This window comes from Cupriavidus sp. R6-3 (assembly GCF_059772245.1).
This window is the reverse complement of the sequence record NZ_JCBAJO010000114.1, coordinates 1-15,279: the sequence shown is the minus strand read 5'-3', so window position 1 is coordinate 15,279 and position 15,279 is coordinate 1. Positions and strand designations below refer to the sequence as shown.

The 15,279-nt window shown below is 67.1% G+C and carries 12 protein-coding genes; 8 read left to right on the top strand and 4 right to left on the bottom strand.

Translation table 11 applies throughout. From position 1 onward, the window contains the following. The 5 genes from AC6EI8_RS16765 to AC6EI8_RS16745 all read left to right on the top strand — a co-directional run. Positions 1-1,109: formate dehydrogenase subunit gamma (locus AC6EI8_RS16765; RefSeq protein WP_498382425.1), on the top strand; the 1,109-nt coding region annotated here is incomplete at its 5' end. 85 nt (positions 1,110-1,194) lie between these two features. Beyond that, on the top strand, positions 1,195-1,740 hold the full coding sequence (locus tag AC6EI8_RS16760; RefSeq protein WP_149317725.1) for a superoxide dismutase family protein: 546 nt from the start codon (positions 1,195-1,197) through the stop codon (positions 1,738-1,740). Between the two features lie 116 nt (positions 1,741-1,856). Next, a complete protein-coding gene (locus AC6EI8_RS16755) occupies positions 1,857-2,687 on the top strand; it encodes a formate dehydrogenase accessory sulfurtransferase FdhD (RefSeq protein WP_498382424.1) in 831 nt (276 codons plus the stop codon). Between the two features lie 183 nt (positions 2,688-2,870). Next, on the top strand, positions 2,871-3,437 hold the full coding sequence (dcd, locus tag AC6EI8_RS16750) for a dCTP deaminase (protein WP_053821151.1): 567 nt from the start codon (positions 2,871-2,873) through the stop codon (positions 3,435-3,437). Positions 3,438-3,613: 176 nt separating this feature from the next. Then, positions 3,614-5,884 (top strand): arginine/lysine/ornithine decarboxylase, encoded by a 2,271-nt coding sequence (locus AC6EI8_RS16745; RefSeq protein ID WP_149317727.1) that lies wholly within the window; start codon positions 3,614-3,616, stop codon positions 5,882-5,884. Positions 5,885-6,009: 125 nt separating this feature from the next. Here AC6EI8_RS16745 and AC6EI8_RS16740 read toward each other — a convergent pair whose 3' ends face one another. The 3 genes from AC6EI8_RS16740 to argH all read right to left on the bottom strand — a co-directional run bounded on the left by AC6EI8_RS16740 (position 6,010) and on the right by argH (position 10,124). Continuing rightward, a complete protein-coding gene (locus tag AC6EI8_RS16740) occupies positions 6,010-7,743 on the bottom strand; it encodes a TRAP transporter large permease (protein WP_149317728.1) in 1,734 nt (577 codons plus the stop codon). Positions 7,744-7,755: 12 nt separating this feature from the next. After that, on the bottom strand, positions 7,756-8,355 hold the full coding sequence (locus AC6EI8_RS16735; RefSeq protein WP_149317729.1) for a TRAP transporter small permease subunit: 600 nt from the start codon (positions 8,353-8,355) through the stop codon (positions 7,756-7,758). A 359-nt stretch (positions 8,356-8,714) separates the two neighbouring features. Then, entirely contained in the window at positions 8,715-10,124 is a 1,410-nt protein-coding gene (argH, locus tag AC6EI8_RS16730; RefSeq protein WP_149317730.1) for an argininosuccinate lyase, read from the bottom strand. Between the two features lie 285 nt (positions 10,125-10,409). On the opposite strand from argH, the gene AC6EI8_RS16725 reads away from it, so the two are divergent. Together AC6EI8_RS16725 and AC6EI8_RS16720 are read left to right on the top strand one after the other, a co-directional pair. Continuing rightward, positions 10,410-10,760: a type II toxin-antitoxin system RelE/ParE family toxin gene (locus AC6EI8_RS16725; protein ID WP_150084390.1), complete on the top strand. Its 351-nt coding sequence runs from the start codon at positions 10,410-10,412 to the stop codon at positions 10,758-10,760. Continuing rightward, positions 10,741-11,058 carry a helix-turn-helix domain-containing transcriptional regulator gene (locus AC6EI8_RS16720; RefSeq protein ID WP_149317732.1) on the top strand — a complete coding sequence of 106 codons (318 nt, stop codon included), beginning with the start codon at positions 10,741-10,743 and terminating at the stop codon, positions 11,056-11,058. The genes AC6EI8_RS16725 and AC6EI8_RS16720 overlap by 20 nt, the downstream gene beginning before the upstream one ends. Positions 11,059-11,102: 44 nt before the next feature. On the opposite strand, the gene ppc is transcribed toward AC6EI8_RS16720, so the two are convergent. Continuing rightward, the gene (ppc, locus tag AC6EI8_RS16715) at positions 11,103-14,210 is read right to left on the bottom strand and encodes a phosphoenolpyruvate carboxylase (protein WP_498382422.1); all 3,108 of its coding nucleotides are present in this window, start codon (positions 14,208-14,210) and stop codon (positions 11,103-11,105) included. 162 nt (positions 14,211-14,372) lie between these two features. Here ppc and hemC point away from each other — a divergent pair. Next, a partial coding sequence (gene hemC, locus AC6EI8_RS16710) for a hydroxymethylbilane synthase (RefSeq protein ID WP_498382421.1) occupies positions 14,373-15,279 on the top strand: 907 nt, incomplete at its 3' end.

Sequence of the window (15,279 nt, the reverse complement as noted above, 5' to 3'; positions counted from 1 at the left end):
AGGCAGCGGCGCAGGGCCAGAGCCCGGCCGCGACGCCGGCGCCGGGCGATGCCGACACCAACAACCCGGCGCTGCATCCGCAGCAGCCGTTCTCGGGCATCGCCTCGCAGAACATTTTCGACGTGCCCGAGCGCGACATCGCCGCCGAGGCGCGCGAGCAGCAGAGCCGCACGCGCACGCAGCCGGGCAACAACGCCCCGGTCTGGCGCGAGATCAATTCGGACCAGCGCCACTACAGCAGCCTGCCCGACAAGGAAGCCGGCGTGCTGATCCTGCGTACCGGCCAGGAATGGCGGCTGTTGCGCAATGGCGTGATCACGGTCTGGGGCGGCTGGCTGCTGGTGCTGGTGCCGGCCGTGATCCTGGCCTTCTTCGTCTGGCGCGGCACCATTCCGCTGAAGTCGGCGCCGACGGGCCGCATGATCGAGCGCTTCACGCCGCTGGAGCGCATCGTCCACTGGACCATGGCGATCGCCTTCGTGGTGCTGGCGGTGTCGGGCATCGTGATGCTGTTCGGCAAGCATTTCCTGCTGCCGATCATGGGCCATACGCTGTTCGGCTGGCTGACCTATCTGCTGAAGAACGTCCACAACATCGTCGGACCGGTCTTCACGCTGTCGCTGATCGTCGGCTTCGTGATCTTCGTGCGCGACAACCTGCCGTCGCGCGACGACATCCGCTGGCTGACCAGCCTGGGCGGCATCGCCAGCGGCAAGCATGTGCCGAGCGGCCGCTTCAATGCCGGCGAGAAGGGCTGGTTCTGGGTCGGCGTGTTCTTCCTTGGGCTGCTGATCTCGGCCTCGGGCTTCGTGCTCGACAAGATCGTGCCGGGCCTGGACTACTACCGCACCACGATGCAGCTGGCCCATATCGTCCACTCGATCGCCGCGATCGTGATGATGGCGATGGCGTTCGGCCATATCTACATGGGCACGATCGGCATGGAAGGCGCCTACCGCGCGATGCGCGACGGCTATGTCGACGAGGCCTGGGCGAAGGAGCACCACGAGCACTGGTACGACGACGTCCGCTCGGGCAAGATCCCGGCGCAGCGTTCCACGCCTTCGCGCCGCCAGCCGGAACGGCGGCCCGCGCCCGGCGAGGCGTAAGCGCTGCCGTACCGGCGTTGTCGGGGAAAGGGCCGGGATGAGCGCTACAATGCATGCTCGACATCACCGTGACAGGAGGTTCGGCATGAAGCGTATTCTTTTCGGTCTGGTGGCAAGCGCTGCGTTGGCAGCGTGTTCGCAGATGGAGCATCTGGGACACAAGATGGGCGGCGGAGCGACGGCGGAACGCGCGGTTGCCCCGCTGACCGCCAAGAGCGGCACCAATACCCAGGGCACCGTCACCTTCACCCAGCATGGCGATCATGTGATGGTGCTGGCGGACGTGACCGGCCTGCCGCCGAATTCGGTGCATGGCTTCCACGTCCACGAGAAGGGCGACTGCTCGGCCCCCGACGCGATGAGCGCCGGCGGCCATTTCAACCCGACCGGGAAGCCGCACGGCTCCGTCAATACGTCGGACCACCATGTCGGCGACATGCCGAACCTGACCGCCGACGCCAACGGCCGCGCGCGGGCAAGCTTCCAGCTGACCAGCATGACCGTCGCGCCCGGCCCCAACAGCATCGTCGGCCGTGCCGTGGTCGTGCACAAGGACCCCGACGACTACAAGACCCAGCCCACCGGCAATTCGGGCGGCCGCATCGCCTGCGGCGTGGTGGTCAAGTCCTGACTGACCTGACCTGACCTGACCTGACCGGCGCGGCCGGCGCCGTGGTCCGCCGTGGCTCACCACGCGGGCCAGCCAGGCGCCGGTCCCGCCTCGATGTTTTCGATTTCCCCGTACCCATGTCCCTGCGTCCCGAACTGAGCCAAGCCGCCGTCCCGCTGATCGAGGAGGTCGAGGTGGTCGACGAGCAGGGCCGCGTGCGCTCCGCCTTCCTGCCGGGCGAGCGGCCGCTGACGGTCTATCTGGACAAGCGCGAGCTGGTCACGCTGATGACGCTGGGCGGCGCCCCGGAGGCGCTGGTGCTGGGCTATCTGCGCAACCAGCGGCTGGTCGAATCGATCGAGGACATCGCCGCGATCCAGGTCGACTGGGAAACCGAGTCGGCCGCGGTGACCACGCGCGGCGGGGTCGACCGGATCGAGGAGCGCACCGCGCGCAAGATCGTCACCACCGGCTGCGGCCAGGGCACGGTATTCGGCTCGCTTCTCGACGAGGTCGACCAGATCCGGCTGCCCGACGACGCAGTGCTGGACCAGCAGACCCTCTACAGCATCATCGACACGATCCGGCTGCAGCAGTCGGTCTACAAGCAGGCCGGCTCGGTGCACGGCTGCGCGCTGTTCCAGGGGCGCGAGCTGCTGATGTTCATCGAGGACGTGGGCCGCCACAACGCGGTGGACGCGATCGCCGGACGGATGTGGCTGGAGGGAATGGACGGCGCCGACAAGGTGTTCTACACCACCGGCCGCCTGACCTCGGAGATGGTCATCAAGGGCGCGCAGATGGGCATCCCGTTCCTGCTGTCGCGCTCGGGTGTCACGCAGATGGGCTACCAGATGGCCAAGCGCGTCAACATGACGCTGTTCGCGCGCTGCACCGGCAAGCATTTCCTGCTCTATACGGGCCGCCAGCGCTTCCGCCACAGCGAGCCGCAGGCCGCGGTGGCGTAAGGCCGCTCTCCTCGCGCGCTCCCTTCCGCTCTCGCGTCCGCTGTCCTTCCGGCTTGCCCTTCGATACCCCGGCCTGCCTTGCCGGGCCGGCCGCGCTTTGGTTGTACAATGCGGCCCATTGCGCGCCATGCCGCCCGTTGCGGCGTTCCACTTCGCGGCGCTTCCCCCGTTTACCGCTACCTTATGAGCATCAAATCCGACAAGTGGATCCGCCGCATGGCGGAGCAGCATGGCATGATCGAGCCGTTCGAGCCGGGCCAGGTCAGGGAAATGGATGGCCGCAAGATCGTCTCCTATGGCACCTCCAGCTACGGCTACGACATCCGCTGCGCCGACGAATTCAAGATCTTCACCAACATCAACAGCACCATCGTCGACCCGAAGAACTTCGACGAAAAGTCGTTCGTCGACTTCAAGGGCGATGTCTGCATCATCCCGCCGAACTCGTTCGCGCTGGCCCGCACCGTCGAGTATTTCCGCATCCCGCGCAGCGTGCTGACGATCTGCCTGGGCAAGAGCACCTATGCGCGCTGCGGCATCATCGTCAACGTGACGCCGTTCGAGCCCGAGTGGGAGGGCTACGTGACGCTGGAATTCTCGAACACCACGCCGCTGCCCGCGAAGATCTACGCCGGCGAGGGCTGCGCGCAGGTGCTGTTCTTCGAGAGCGACGAGGTCTGCGAGACCTCGTACCGCGACCGTGGCGGCAAATACCAGGGCCAGCACGGTGTCACGCTGCCGAAAACCTGATTGCCCTACAATGCGGGCCAATGGCCCCGGGAACGCACCACACCCCGATTGCCGACGACCGACGGAGCGGCCCGACCGCTCCGCATGAATCTCCGAGCCACATGCCGCCGCGCGCCTGAACGCGGCCATGTGGCTCAAGTCCTTTTGCCTCTCTCTCCTTTCCGCGAGGACGCCCGATGAAATTCCGCTTCCCCGTCATCATCATCGATGAAGACTTCCGCTCCGAGAACATCTCCGGCTCGGGCATCCGTGCGCTGGCCCAGGCCATCGAGGCAGAGGGCATGGAGGTGATGGGCCTGACCAGCTATGGCGACCTGACCTCGTTCGCGCAGCAGTCCAGCCGCGCCTCGACCTTCATCGTGTCGATCGACGACGACGAGTTCGCCAGCGGCACCGACGAGCCGGAAGCGGCGGCGATCGAGAAGCTGCGCGCCTTCGTCACCGAGGTGCGCCGGCGCAATGCCAACCTGCCGATCTTCCTGTACGGCGAGACCCGTACCTCGCGCCATATCCCGAACGACATCCTGCGCGAGCTGCACGGCTTCATCCACATGTTCGAGGACACGCCCGAGTTCGTGGCCCGGCATATCATCCGCGAAGCCAAGGTCTACCTCGAATCGCTGGCGCCGCCGTTCTTCAAGGCGCTGATCGACTACGCGCAGGACAGTTCGTACTCGTGGCACTGCCCGGGCCACTCGGGCGGCGTCGCCTTCCTGAAGAGCCCGGTCGGCCAGGTGTTCCACCAGTTCTTCGGCGAGAACATGCTGCGCGCCGACGTCTGCAACGCGGTCGACGAGCTGGGCCAGCTGCTGGACCACACCGGACCGGTGGCGGCGTCCGAGCGCAATGCCGCGCGGATCTTCAACTCCGACCACATGTTCTTCGTCACCAACGGCACCTCGACGTCGAACAAGATGGTGTGGCACGCCAACGTGGCGCCCGGCGACATCGTGGTGGTCGACCGCAACTGCCACAAGTCGATCCTGCACGCGATCATGATGACCGGCGCGATTCCGGTGTTCCTGATGCCGACGCGCAACCACTACGGCATCATCGGTCCGATTCCGAAGAGCGAATTCGACCCGGAGACCATCCGCAAGAAGATCGCCGCGCATCCGTTCGCCAGCCAGGCAAAGAACCAGAAGCCGCGCATCCTGACGATCACGCAGGGTACCTACGACGGCGTGCTCTACAACGCCGAGCAGATCAAGGAGATGCTGGCGGCCGAGATCGACACGCTGCATTTCGACGAGGCCTGGCTGCCGCACGCGGCGTTCCACGATTTCTATCGCAACATGCACGCGATCGGGCGCGATCGTCCGCGCAGCAAGGACGCGCTGGTGTTCGCCACGCAGTCGACCCACAAGCTGCTGGCGGGCCTGTCGCAGGCCTCGCAGATCCTCGTGCAGGACTCGGAGACGCGCAAGCTCGACCGGTACCGCTTCAACGAGGCATACCTGATGCATACGTCGACCAGCCCGCAGTATTCGATCATCGCCTCGTGCGATGTGGCCGCGGCGATGATGGAAGCGCCGGGCGGCACCGCGCTGGTCGAGGAGAGCATCCAGGAGGCGCTGGACTTCCGCCGCGCGATGCGCAAGGTCGAGGGGGACTACGACGCCGGCAACAACGGCGACTGGTGGTTCAAGGTCTGGGGTCCGGAAGATCTGAACGAGGACGGCATCGGCGACCGCGAGGACTGGATGCTGAAGGCCAACGACCGCTGGCACGGCTTCGGCGACCTCGCCGACGGCTTCAACCTGCTGGACCCGATCAAGGCGACGATCATCACGCCCGGGCTCGATGTCGATGGTGAGTTCAGCGAGCGCGGCATTCCGGCCGCGATCGTCACCAAGTACCTGGCCGAGCACGGCATCATCATCGAGAAGACCGGGCTGTACTCGTTCTTCATCATGTTCACGATCGGCATCACCAAGGGCCGCTGGAACTCGCTGGTGACCGAGCTGCAGCAGTTCAAGGACGACTACGACCAGAACCAGCCGCTGTGGCGCGTGCTGCCGGAGTTCGTCGCGCGCTTCCCGCAGTACGAGCGGATGGGCCTGCGCGACCTGTGCGATGCCATCCACAGCGTCTACAAGGCCAACGACGTCGCGCGCGTGACCACCGAGATGTATCTGTCGGACATGGAGCCGGCGATGAAGCCGTCGGACGCCTGGGCGATGATGGCGCACCGCGAGATCGAGCGGGTGCCGGTCGACGATCTGGAGGGCCGCGTCACCGCGATCCTGCTGACGCCGTACCCGCCGGGCATTCCGCTGCTGATCCCGGGCGAGCGTTTCAACCGGACCATCGTCCAGTACCTGAAGTTCGCCCGCGAGTTCAACCAGCTGTTCCCGGGCTTCGAGACCGATATCCACGGCCTGGTGGCCGAGGAGATCGACGGCAAGCGCGTGTATTTCGTCGATTGCGTGAAGCAGACGGCTTGACGGCTTGACGGCGGCGGGGCGGTAAAGAAAAACGGCCGGCATGTAGATGCCGGCCGTTTTTTCCTGGTGCCGTCGTTCGGGCGTTTCGACTTGAGAGATTTCGGCTCGAACGATCCCGGCTCCAACTACTTCTTCTCGAACTCGAACACCGGTGCCGCCGGGCCGCTGTCGTTCGACTGGGCCGGCGCGCCTGGCGTCTCGAGCTGCGCGCCGCCGGGCAGCGTCGGCGCCTCGGGCGCCTCCGACGGCCCGGAAGGAGCGGGGCCGCCCGGTGCCGGCTGCGAGGGCTTGCCCAGGTCGATGTCCAGGCTGCGGGTGATGCTGCGGTCCTGCGCCTTCGCCTTGTCCGTGGTGACCAGGCCCGGGAAGATGATGATCAGCGCCACCATGATCAGCTGGATCACCACGAAGGGCACCGAGCCCCAGTAGATGTCCGAGGTCTTGACCGAGCGCGGCGCGACCGAGCGCAGGTAGAACAGCGAGAAGCCGAACGGCGGGTGCATGAACGAGGTCTGCATGTTGACCGCCAGCAGCACGCCGAACCAGATCAGGTCGATGCCCAGCTTGTCCGCCACCGGGCCGACCAGCGGCACCAGGATGAAGGCCAGCTCGAAGAAGTCCAGGAAGAAGGCCAGCAGGAAGAACAGGATGTTGACCGCGATCAGGAAGCCGGTCTGGCCGCCGGGCAGCGCCGTCAGCAGATGCTCGACCCACAGGTGGCCGTCGACGCCGTAGAACGTCAGCGAGAACACCCGGGCGCCGATCAGGATGAAGATCACGAAGGCCGACAGCTTCAGCGTCGATTCCATCGCCTGCCTGGTCAGGCCCAGGTTCAGCCGGCCCTTGATCAGCGCCAGCACCAGCGCACCGAGGGCGCCCATGCCGCCGCCTTCCGTCGGCGTGGCCACGCCGATGAAGATCGTGCCCAGCACCAGGAAGATCAGCGCCAGCGGCGGGATCAGCACGAAGGTCACCTTCTCGGCCATCTGCGACAGCAGATTGAGCTTGAGCACGCGGTTGATCACCGCCAGCACAAAGGCGAACGAGATCGCCGCGCCGATCGACACCACCAGCCGCTCGTCCAGCGGTCCGCCGGGGTTGTAGTTCAGGTCGACCACCACGCCGACCACCACGGCCAGCGCGGTGAGCACCAGCACCGAGGTCGAGCCGCTCTTGCCGCTGGGCTCGCGGAAGGTGCGCGCCTCCAGCGGCAGGGCTGGCGCCGAGGCCGGCTTGACCAGCGTCATCAGCAGCACGTACAGCATGTACAGGCCGGTCAGCACCATGCCGGGCACGAAGGCGCCCTTGTACATGTCGCCGACGGAACGGCCCAGCTGGTCGGCCAGCACGATCAGCACCAGCGAGGGCGGGATGATCTGCGCCAGCGTGCCCGACGCGGCGATCACGCCGGTCGCCAGCCGCTTGTCGTAGTTGTACTTGAGCATCAGGGGCAGCGAGATCAGCCCCATCGAGATCACCGAGGCCGCCACCACGCCGGTGGTCGCCGCCAGCAGCGCGCCGACGAAGATCACGGCATAGGCCAGGCCGCCGCGGATCGGGCCGAACAGCTGGCCGATGGTATCGAGCAGATCCTCGGCCATGCCGGATCGCTCCAATATCAGCCCCATGAAGGTGAAGAACGGGATCGCCAGCAGCGTGTCGTTCTCGATGATGCCGAACAGCCGGCTCGGCAGCGCCTGCAGCAGTTCGGGCGCCAGCAGGCCCAGCTCGATGCCGATGAAGGCGAACAGCAGCCCATTGGCCGCCAGCGCGAAGGCGATCGGAAAGCCCGACAGCAGGAAGACCACCAGGGAGCCGAACATGATCGGCGCCATGTTGTCGATCAGGAATTGCGTCATTGCGCGCCTCGCTTACGGGGTTGCCGGGGGACCGGAGCGGCCGCCATCGGCCAGCGCGGCGGCGTTTTCCGCGGGGCTGTGGCCGTGCTTGCGGAAGGCTTCGAACGGCAGTTCCCCCCTCAGGTAGGCGAAGCGCTTGATCAGCTCGGACAGGCCCTGCAGGATCAGCAGGAAGAAGCCGGCGACGATCAGGAACTTGGCCGGCCAGCGGATCAGGCCGCCGGCATTGCCCGACATTTCATGGCCGACGAAGGACAGCCAGAAGTAGGGGATCGACAGCCACAGGATGATCAGCGAGATCGGCAGCAGGAACAGCAGGATGCCGAAGATGTCGATCCAGACCTGGGTCCGCTCGGAGAAGCGTCCGGCGACCACGTCGATGCGCACATGCTCGTCCTTGCGCAGGGCGTACGGCGCGCCGAGCAGGAACACGGCGGCGAACATGTACCACTGCATTTCGAGCCAGGCGTTGGAGCTGATGCTGAAGGTGTAGCGAATGATGGCGTTGCCCGCGCAGACCAGTACGGCCAGCAGGATCAGCCATTTCGCCCACCTCCCGATGACATCGTTCACGGCGTCGATAAGCCGTGAGATCCTCATGAGGAGAGACATGTGAACGTCCTAGGGATGGGGAAAAACCGGGGTGGCGCGTCAGTTTACGGTTGAACCCCACGGCAAATCGCTAGGGTTAATCCCCAATTCGTCACTTTGTCTGCGTGGTTGTCTGCGTAGTCCGCACCAGAACAGGGCGGGTGGAGGGAGAGGCGGGGAGAGGCGGGAGAGGGAGATTCCCCACCAAGGTGGGGAGCGTCCCCGCGGGAAACGGGGACGCCGTGGTGCGCGGCGGACCGGCAGCCGATCCGCAAATCAGCAAATCAGCAAATCAGCAAATCAGCAAATCAGCAAATCGTCAGCTCAGCGGATCAACAGGTCTGCGAATCGGCAGATCCGCCGATCAGCCAAGTCATCGATCAGCCGGCCTTGCGCGCGGCCGCGATCGCGGCGCGCACCTGGTCCGGCGCGGTGCCGCCGATATGGTTGCGGGCGGCGACCGAGCCTTCCAGGGTCAGCACGCCGTGGACATCGTCGCCGATCAGGGCGGCCTTGTCGCCCAGGCCGGTGGCCTCGCGCAGCTCCGCCACGGTCAGGTCGGCCAGATCGCACTGGCGCGCGTCGCAGGCGCGCACGGCGTGGGCGACCGCCTCGTGGGCGTCACGGAACGGCAGGCCCTTCTTGACCAGGTAGTCGGCCAGGTCGGTCGCGGTCGCATAGCCCTGCAGCGCGGCGGCGCGCATCGCCTCCGGCTTGACCGTGATGCCCGGCACCATGTCCGCGAAGATGCGCAGCGTGTCGACCACGGTATCGACCGTGTCGAACAGCGGCTCCTTGTCTTCCTGGTTGTCCTTGTTGTACGCCAGCGGCTGGCCCTTCATCAGCGTCAGCAGGCCGATCAGGTGGCCGTTGACGCGGCCGGTCTTGCCGCGCGCCAGCTCGGGCACGTCCGGGTTTTTCTTCTGCGGCATGATCGAGCTGCCGGTGCAGAAGCGGTCGGCGATATCGATGAAGCCGACGCGCGGGCTCATCCACAGCACCAGCTCTTCCGAGAAGCGCGACACGTGGGTCATCACCAGTGCCGAGGCCGCGCAGAACTCGATGGCAAAGTCCCGGTCGGACACCGCGTCCAGCGAATTGCGGCACACGCCGTCGAAGCCCAACTGCTGCGCCACGAATTCCCGGTCGATCGGATAGCTGGTGCCGGCCAGCGCGGCCGCGCCCAGCGGCAGGCGGTTGACGCGCTTGCGGGCGTCCTGCATCCGCTCGGCATCGCGGGTGAACATCTCGACGTAGGCCAGCAGATGGTGGCCGAAGGTCACCGGCTGCGCGACCTGCAGGTGCGTGAAGCCCGGCAGGATCGTGTCGGCGTGCTGCTCGGCCAGATCGAGCAGCGCGTGGCGCAGATCGCCCAGCAGGCCGACGATGTTGTCGATCTCGCTGCGCAGCCACAGGCGGATGTCGGTGGCCACCTGGTCGTTGCGCGAGCGGCCGGTATGCAGCCGCTTGCCGGCATCGCCGACCAGCGCGGTCAGCCGCGCCTCGATATTCAGGTGGACGTCTTCCAGGTCCAGCTTCCATTCGAAGCTGCCGGCCTCGATTTCGCCGCGGATCTGCGCCATGCCGCGCTCGATCTCGGCGCGGTCGGCGTCGCTGATGATGCCCTGCCGGGCCAGCATCGCCGCATGCGCCAGCGAGCCCTGGATATCGAACAGCGCGAGGCGCTTGTCGAAGAACACCGAAGCGGTGTAGCGCTTCACCAGGTCGGACATCGGTTCGGAGAAGCGGGCGGACCAGGCTTCGCCTTTCTTGGCAAGTTGGGAGGTCATGGCGGTAGGGAACTGGACAGTGCCCACGCACCGAGGCGTGCCGGGCAACGGAAAGGAGGATAGGAAAAGCGGCAATTATATCGTTGCCGGGCACCGTTGACGGACGGGAACACTTTCACCGTGCCGCCGAGCCTACGCTCGAGCGTCCATTCCAACGCGGCAGCACGCCGCCACCGAAGGCCCAGCCGCCGAGACATGGCGACCACGACATGCGGCCGCAACGAGACTTAAGGCGTCCCTTTCCCTCCGAAAATTCGGTTGACCCCAATTCGTCTTTAAACGAAAATGACCCGCTACTTGATCGAACACTATGTCACGGCCGACGGACAGCGGGATCTCTTCATGGAGTGGCTGAGCCGCTTGCGCGACCGCGAGGCCAAAGTCGCGGTGATTCGTCGCGTGGCTCGCATGGAGCAAGCCAATTTTGGCGACTACAGGTACTGCCGCGAAGGGGTGTGCGAGCTGCGCATCGACGTGGGGCCCGGTTATCGGGTGTACTACGCGTTGCACGGACAGCGCGTCGTGGTGCTGCTATGCGGGGGCGACAAGCGCACTCAGCAGGGCGATATCGATCGAGCGGTATCTTATTGGCAAGACTGGCAACAACGAGGCGACGATGAGAAGCAGACCGCATGACGAGGCGATGGCCGAGCTGTACCGCAGCGATCCGGCGCTCGCGCTCGATGTCATCAACGGCATTCTCGAACATGGCGACCAAGGCGAATTGCTGACGGTGCTGCGGCAACTGGCGCAGGCGTTCGGCGGCGTGCAGGCGGTAGCGGAGCAGGCCGACCTCAATCCCACCCAGCTTTACCGCACGCTCTCGCCAAAGGGAAACCCGGCGCTCAGCAGCCTGACTGCCATCCTGAAGGCGATGGGATTGTGCCTGGCGGTGCGGCCGCTGAATTCATCCGCGCCGCGTCACGTGGCTTGACGGCAGCGCTGGAGGGCAGCGGGCTACCCTCCAGCCCCCGCCCCTCAACCCGTATTGCGCAGCCCCGCCGCAATCCCGTTGATGGTCAGATGGATGCCGCGCCGCACGCGCACGTCGTCGCCGTCCTTGCCGGCCCGGTAGCGCTTGAGCAGTTCCACCTGCAGGTGGTTCAGCGGGTCCAGGTAGGCGAAGCGGTTCTTGATCGAGCGGGCCAGCAGCGGGTTGTCCGCCAGCCGCTCGTGCTTGCCGGTGACCAGTCCCAGCATCTCGCCGGTCAGATGCCACTCGGTGCTGATCCGGTTGAACACGGCCTTGCGCAGCGCCGCGTCTTCGCACAGCTGGGCGTAGCGCGAGGCAACCGCCAGGTCTGTCTTGGCCAGCACCATGTCCATGTTGGACAGCAGCGTCGAGAAGAACGGCCACGTCTTGACCATGCGTCGCAGCGTCGCCACCAACGCCTTGCGGGCCTTGTCGTCACCGGCCTCGTCGAGCAGCGCGCGCACGGCGCTGCCGAAGCCGAACCAGCCCGGCAGCAGCAGGCGGCACTGGCCCCACGAGAAGCCCCAGGGAATCGCCCGCAGATCCTCGATGCGGCGGTTCTTCTTGTCCATCAGCTTGCGCGAGGCCGGGCGCGAACCCAGGTTCAGATCGGCGATCTCGGTGATCGGCGTGGTCGCGAAGAAATAGTCCTTGAAGCCCGGCGTCTCGTAGACCAGGTCCCGGTAGGCGACGAAGGCGCGGTCCGACAGCTTCTGCATGATGCTCTCGAACGCCGCCAGGTCTTTCGGCGCGTTCGCCGTCGGCAGCAGCGACGCCTCCAGCGTGGCGGCGATCACCGTTTCCAGGTTGCGGCGCCCGATCTCGGCGTTGGCGAACTTGCTGTTGATGATCTCGCCCTGCTCGGTCAGCCGGATCTGGCCGTTCACCGTGCCCGGCGGCTGCGACAGGATGGCCTGGTAGGTCGGGCCGCCGCCGCGTCCGACCGTGCCGCCGCGGCCGTGGAACAGCCGCAGCTTGATCTTGCGCTGCGCGAACAGCTGCACCAGCGCCAGTTCGGCCTTGTACAGCTCCCAGTTCGAGGTCAGGAAGCCGCCGTCCTTGTTCGAGTCCGAATAGCCGAGCATCACCTCCTGCTCGCCGCCCTGGTTCGCCAGCACGGCGGCGAAGCCGGGCAGATCGAGCAGCGCCTGCATGATGCCGCTGGCGTTGCGCAAGTCCTCGATGGTCTCGAACAGCGGAATCACCATCAGTTCCATGCGCGCCGGATCGCTGCGGCTGCCCAGCGTGCCGCGCAGCATGCCGGTCTCCTTCTGCAGCAGCATGACCTCGACCAGGTCCGACAGCGTCTCGGTGTGCGAGATGATGTAGTTGCGCGCCACGCGGGCGCCGTAGCGGGCCCGCAACTCGCGCGCGGTCGTCAGCACGCGCAGCTCGCTGCGGGTTTGTTCCGAATAGGTATGCCAGGGCAGCGTCAGCAGCCGCGGCTGGCGCAGCTCGTCCAGCAGCAGCTCGAGCTTGCGCTCCTCCGGCAGCGCGGCGTAGTCCGCCTCGACGCCCGCGGCCGCGAACAGCTCGGCGATCACGGCCTCGTGCACGTCGGACACCTGGCGCATGTCGATCGACGCCAGATGGAAGCCGAACACGCCGATCGCGCGGTGCAGCGCATCGATGCGGGCACGCGCCAGCGCCTCGCCGTGGTGCTCGCGCAGCGAATCGATGACGACTTCGATGTCGGCGGCGAAGGCCTCCGCGCTGGCGTAGGGCTCGGCGTCGGCGACCGGATGGCGCGGCGCCGCGCGGCCGGTCAGCGCATGGCAGGTCGCGGCCAGCCGCGCGTAGATGCCGATCAGCGCGCGCCGGTACGGCTCGTCGGCGCGGTGCTCGGAGCGGTCGGGCGACGCCTCGGCCAGCGCCAGCAGCGCGGGGCTGGCCTCGACCATCAGCGTCGACATCGACAGCTCGGCGCCCAGCGCGTGGACCTCGTCCAGATACCACTCGAGGATCAGCAGCGCCTGCTGGCAGGCCGCGTGCTCCAGCGTGTCGGCGGTGACGTTGGGATTGCCGTCGCGATCGCCGCCGATCCACGAGCCCATCTGGAAGAAGGGCGGCAGCGGGCCGGGCTCGGCCTTGGCGCGGCGCGAGGCCGGGTAGACCGCGGCGATGTCCTCCTCCAGCTCGGTCATCAGCTGCGGTATGCCGCGCAGGAAAGTGGTCCGGTAGTACGACAGCGCGTTCTCGATCTCGTCGACCACCATCAGCCGGGTATTGCGCAGCATCCGGGTCTGCCACAGCGTGGTGACCTTGGCGCGCAGCTGGGCGGTGTTGTGCGCCAGTTCGCGCGCCGTCATTGGCAGGTCGCGCTCGGCCAGCAGGCGGGCGATCTCGCGCTCGGCGTCCAGGATGCTCTTGCGCTGGACCTCGGTCGGGTGCGCGGTCAGCACCGGCACGATCAGCGCCTCGTCGAAGAACTTGCGCAGCTGCTTGCCTGTGACCCCGGCGGCGTCGATCGCCTGCAGCGCGCGGGCCATGCTGCCCGGCTGCGGCGGCGAGCCGGCCAGCGCATGGACGCGCCGGCGGCGGTTGTGGTGCTGATCCTCGGCGATATTGGCCAGATGCGAGAAATAGCTGAAGGCGCGCACCACCTGGTTGGTCTGGTCGCGCGACAGCCGCTTGAGCAGCCGGTCGAGCTCGGCCGCGGCGGCGCGGTCGTTCTCGCGGCGAAAGCGCACCGCGGTCTGGCGGATGGTTTCGACGATCTGGAAGGCCGCCTCCCCTTCCTGCTCGCGCAGCACGTCGCCGAGCAGGCGGCCGAGGAAGCGGATGTCCTCGCGCAGCGGCAGGTCCTTGTCGTTGGCCGACTTGCGGGCCGGTGCGGCCGGCACCACTTCGAGGTGGGAGGCCGGTTTGGCGGCGGCGCGGCGAGCGGTTCGCGCGGAAGGGGCGGGGGCGGAGCGGGCGGTGGAGGGCGCGGTGGGCGGTGCCGACCCAGCCGATGCCAGGTGATCGGCGTCAGCGGCATTCTCGACGTGCTCGGGCGAAGCGGCGGGTGTAGCGGCCTCGGCCGGCCGATTCGGCTCGCTCCCGGCGGTTTCCGATCGGCCTCGGACAGCGCGGATCCGGCGGCCGGCCGGGCGCGCAGCTGGCTGCGTCATGCAATCTCCTCTGCGTTTGGTTCTGATGTGGCTGGTGTTTCCGATCGTTCCGATCGCCTTCCGGACCCGCTTTCGCCCCGGCTCTGCGGCCTTCGGGCGCCACGCCGCCAGCGTCCGGGGCGGCGGCCGGAGCGGCAGGGGGTGCGTGCTACCATTCGCGGCATGCAAGCTTCCGTCCCTTCCGCATCCTCATCCGCCGCGCCGGGCAGGCTCGTGATCGCGTCACGCGAGAGCCGACTGGCCATGTGGCAGGCCGAACATGTGCGTGCTGCGTTGCAACAATACTATCCCGCGTGCGATGTGTCCATTCTGGGTATGACTACCCGGGGCGACCAGATTCTGGACCGCAGCCTCTCCAAGGTCGGTGGCAAGGGCCTGTTCGTCAAGGAGCTGGAAGTGGCGATGGCCGAGGGCCGGGCCGACCTGGCGGTGCATTCGCTGAAGGACGTGCCGATGGAGCTGCCAGAGGGCTTCGCGCTGGCCGCCGTGATGGAGCGTGAAGATCCGCGCGATGCGCTGGTGTCGACGCGCTTCGCCTCGCTCGACGAGATGCCGCCCGGGACCGTGGTCGGCACCTCGAGCCTGCGCCGCGAGGCCGCACTGCGCAGCCGCTACCCGCATCTGGTGGTGCAGCCGCTGCGGGGCAATCTCGATACCCGGCTGGCCAAGCTCGATCGCGGCGACTACGGCGCGATCATTCTCGCCGCGGCCGGCCTGAAGCGTCTGGGCCTGGCCGGCCGCATCCGCGCGCTGCTGGACCCGGCGACGTCGCTGCCGGCGGCCGGGCAGGGCGCGCTTGGCATCGAGATCCGCTCGGATCGGCCCGAGCTGGCCGCCTGGCTGGCACCGCTCAATCATGTTCCCACCGCGCTGGCGGTCGGCGCCGAACGCGCGGTATCGCGCCGGCTCGGCGGCTCCTGCCAGGTGCCGCTGGCCGCCCATGCTTATTGGAATAGCAGCGGGGATGGCAGCCGGGATGGCAGCCGCCTCCAACTGGACGCCTTCGTCGCCACGCCCGACGGCTCCCGCAGCGTGCATGCGCAGCGCGCGGCCGAAGTCGGCAGCGCCG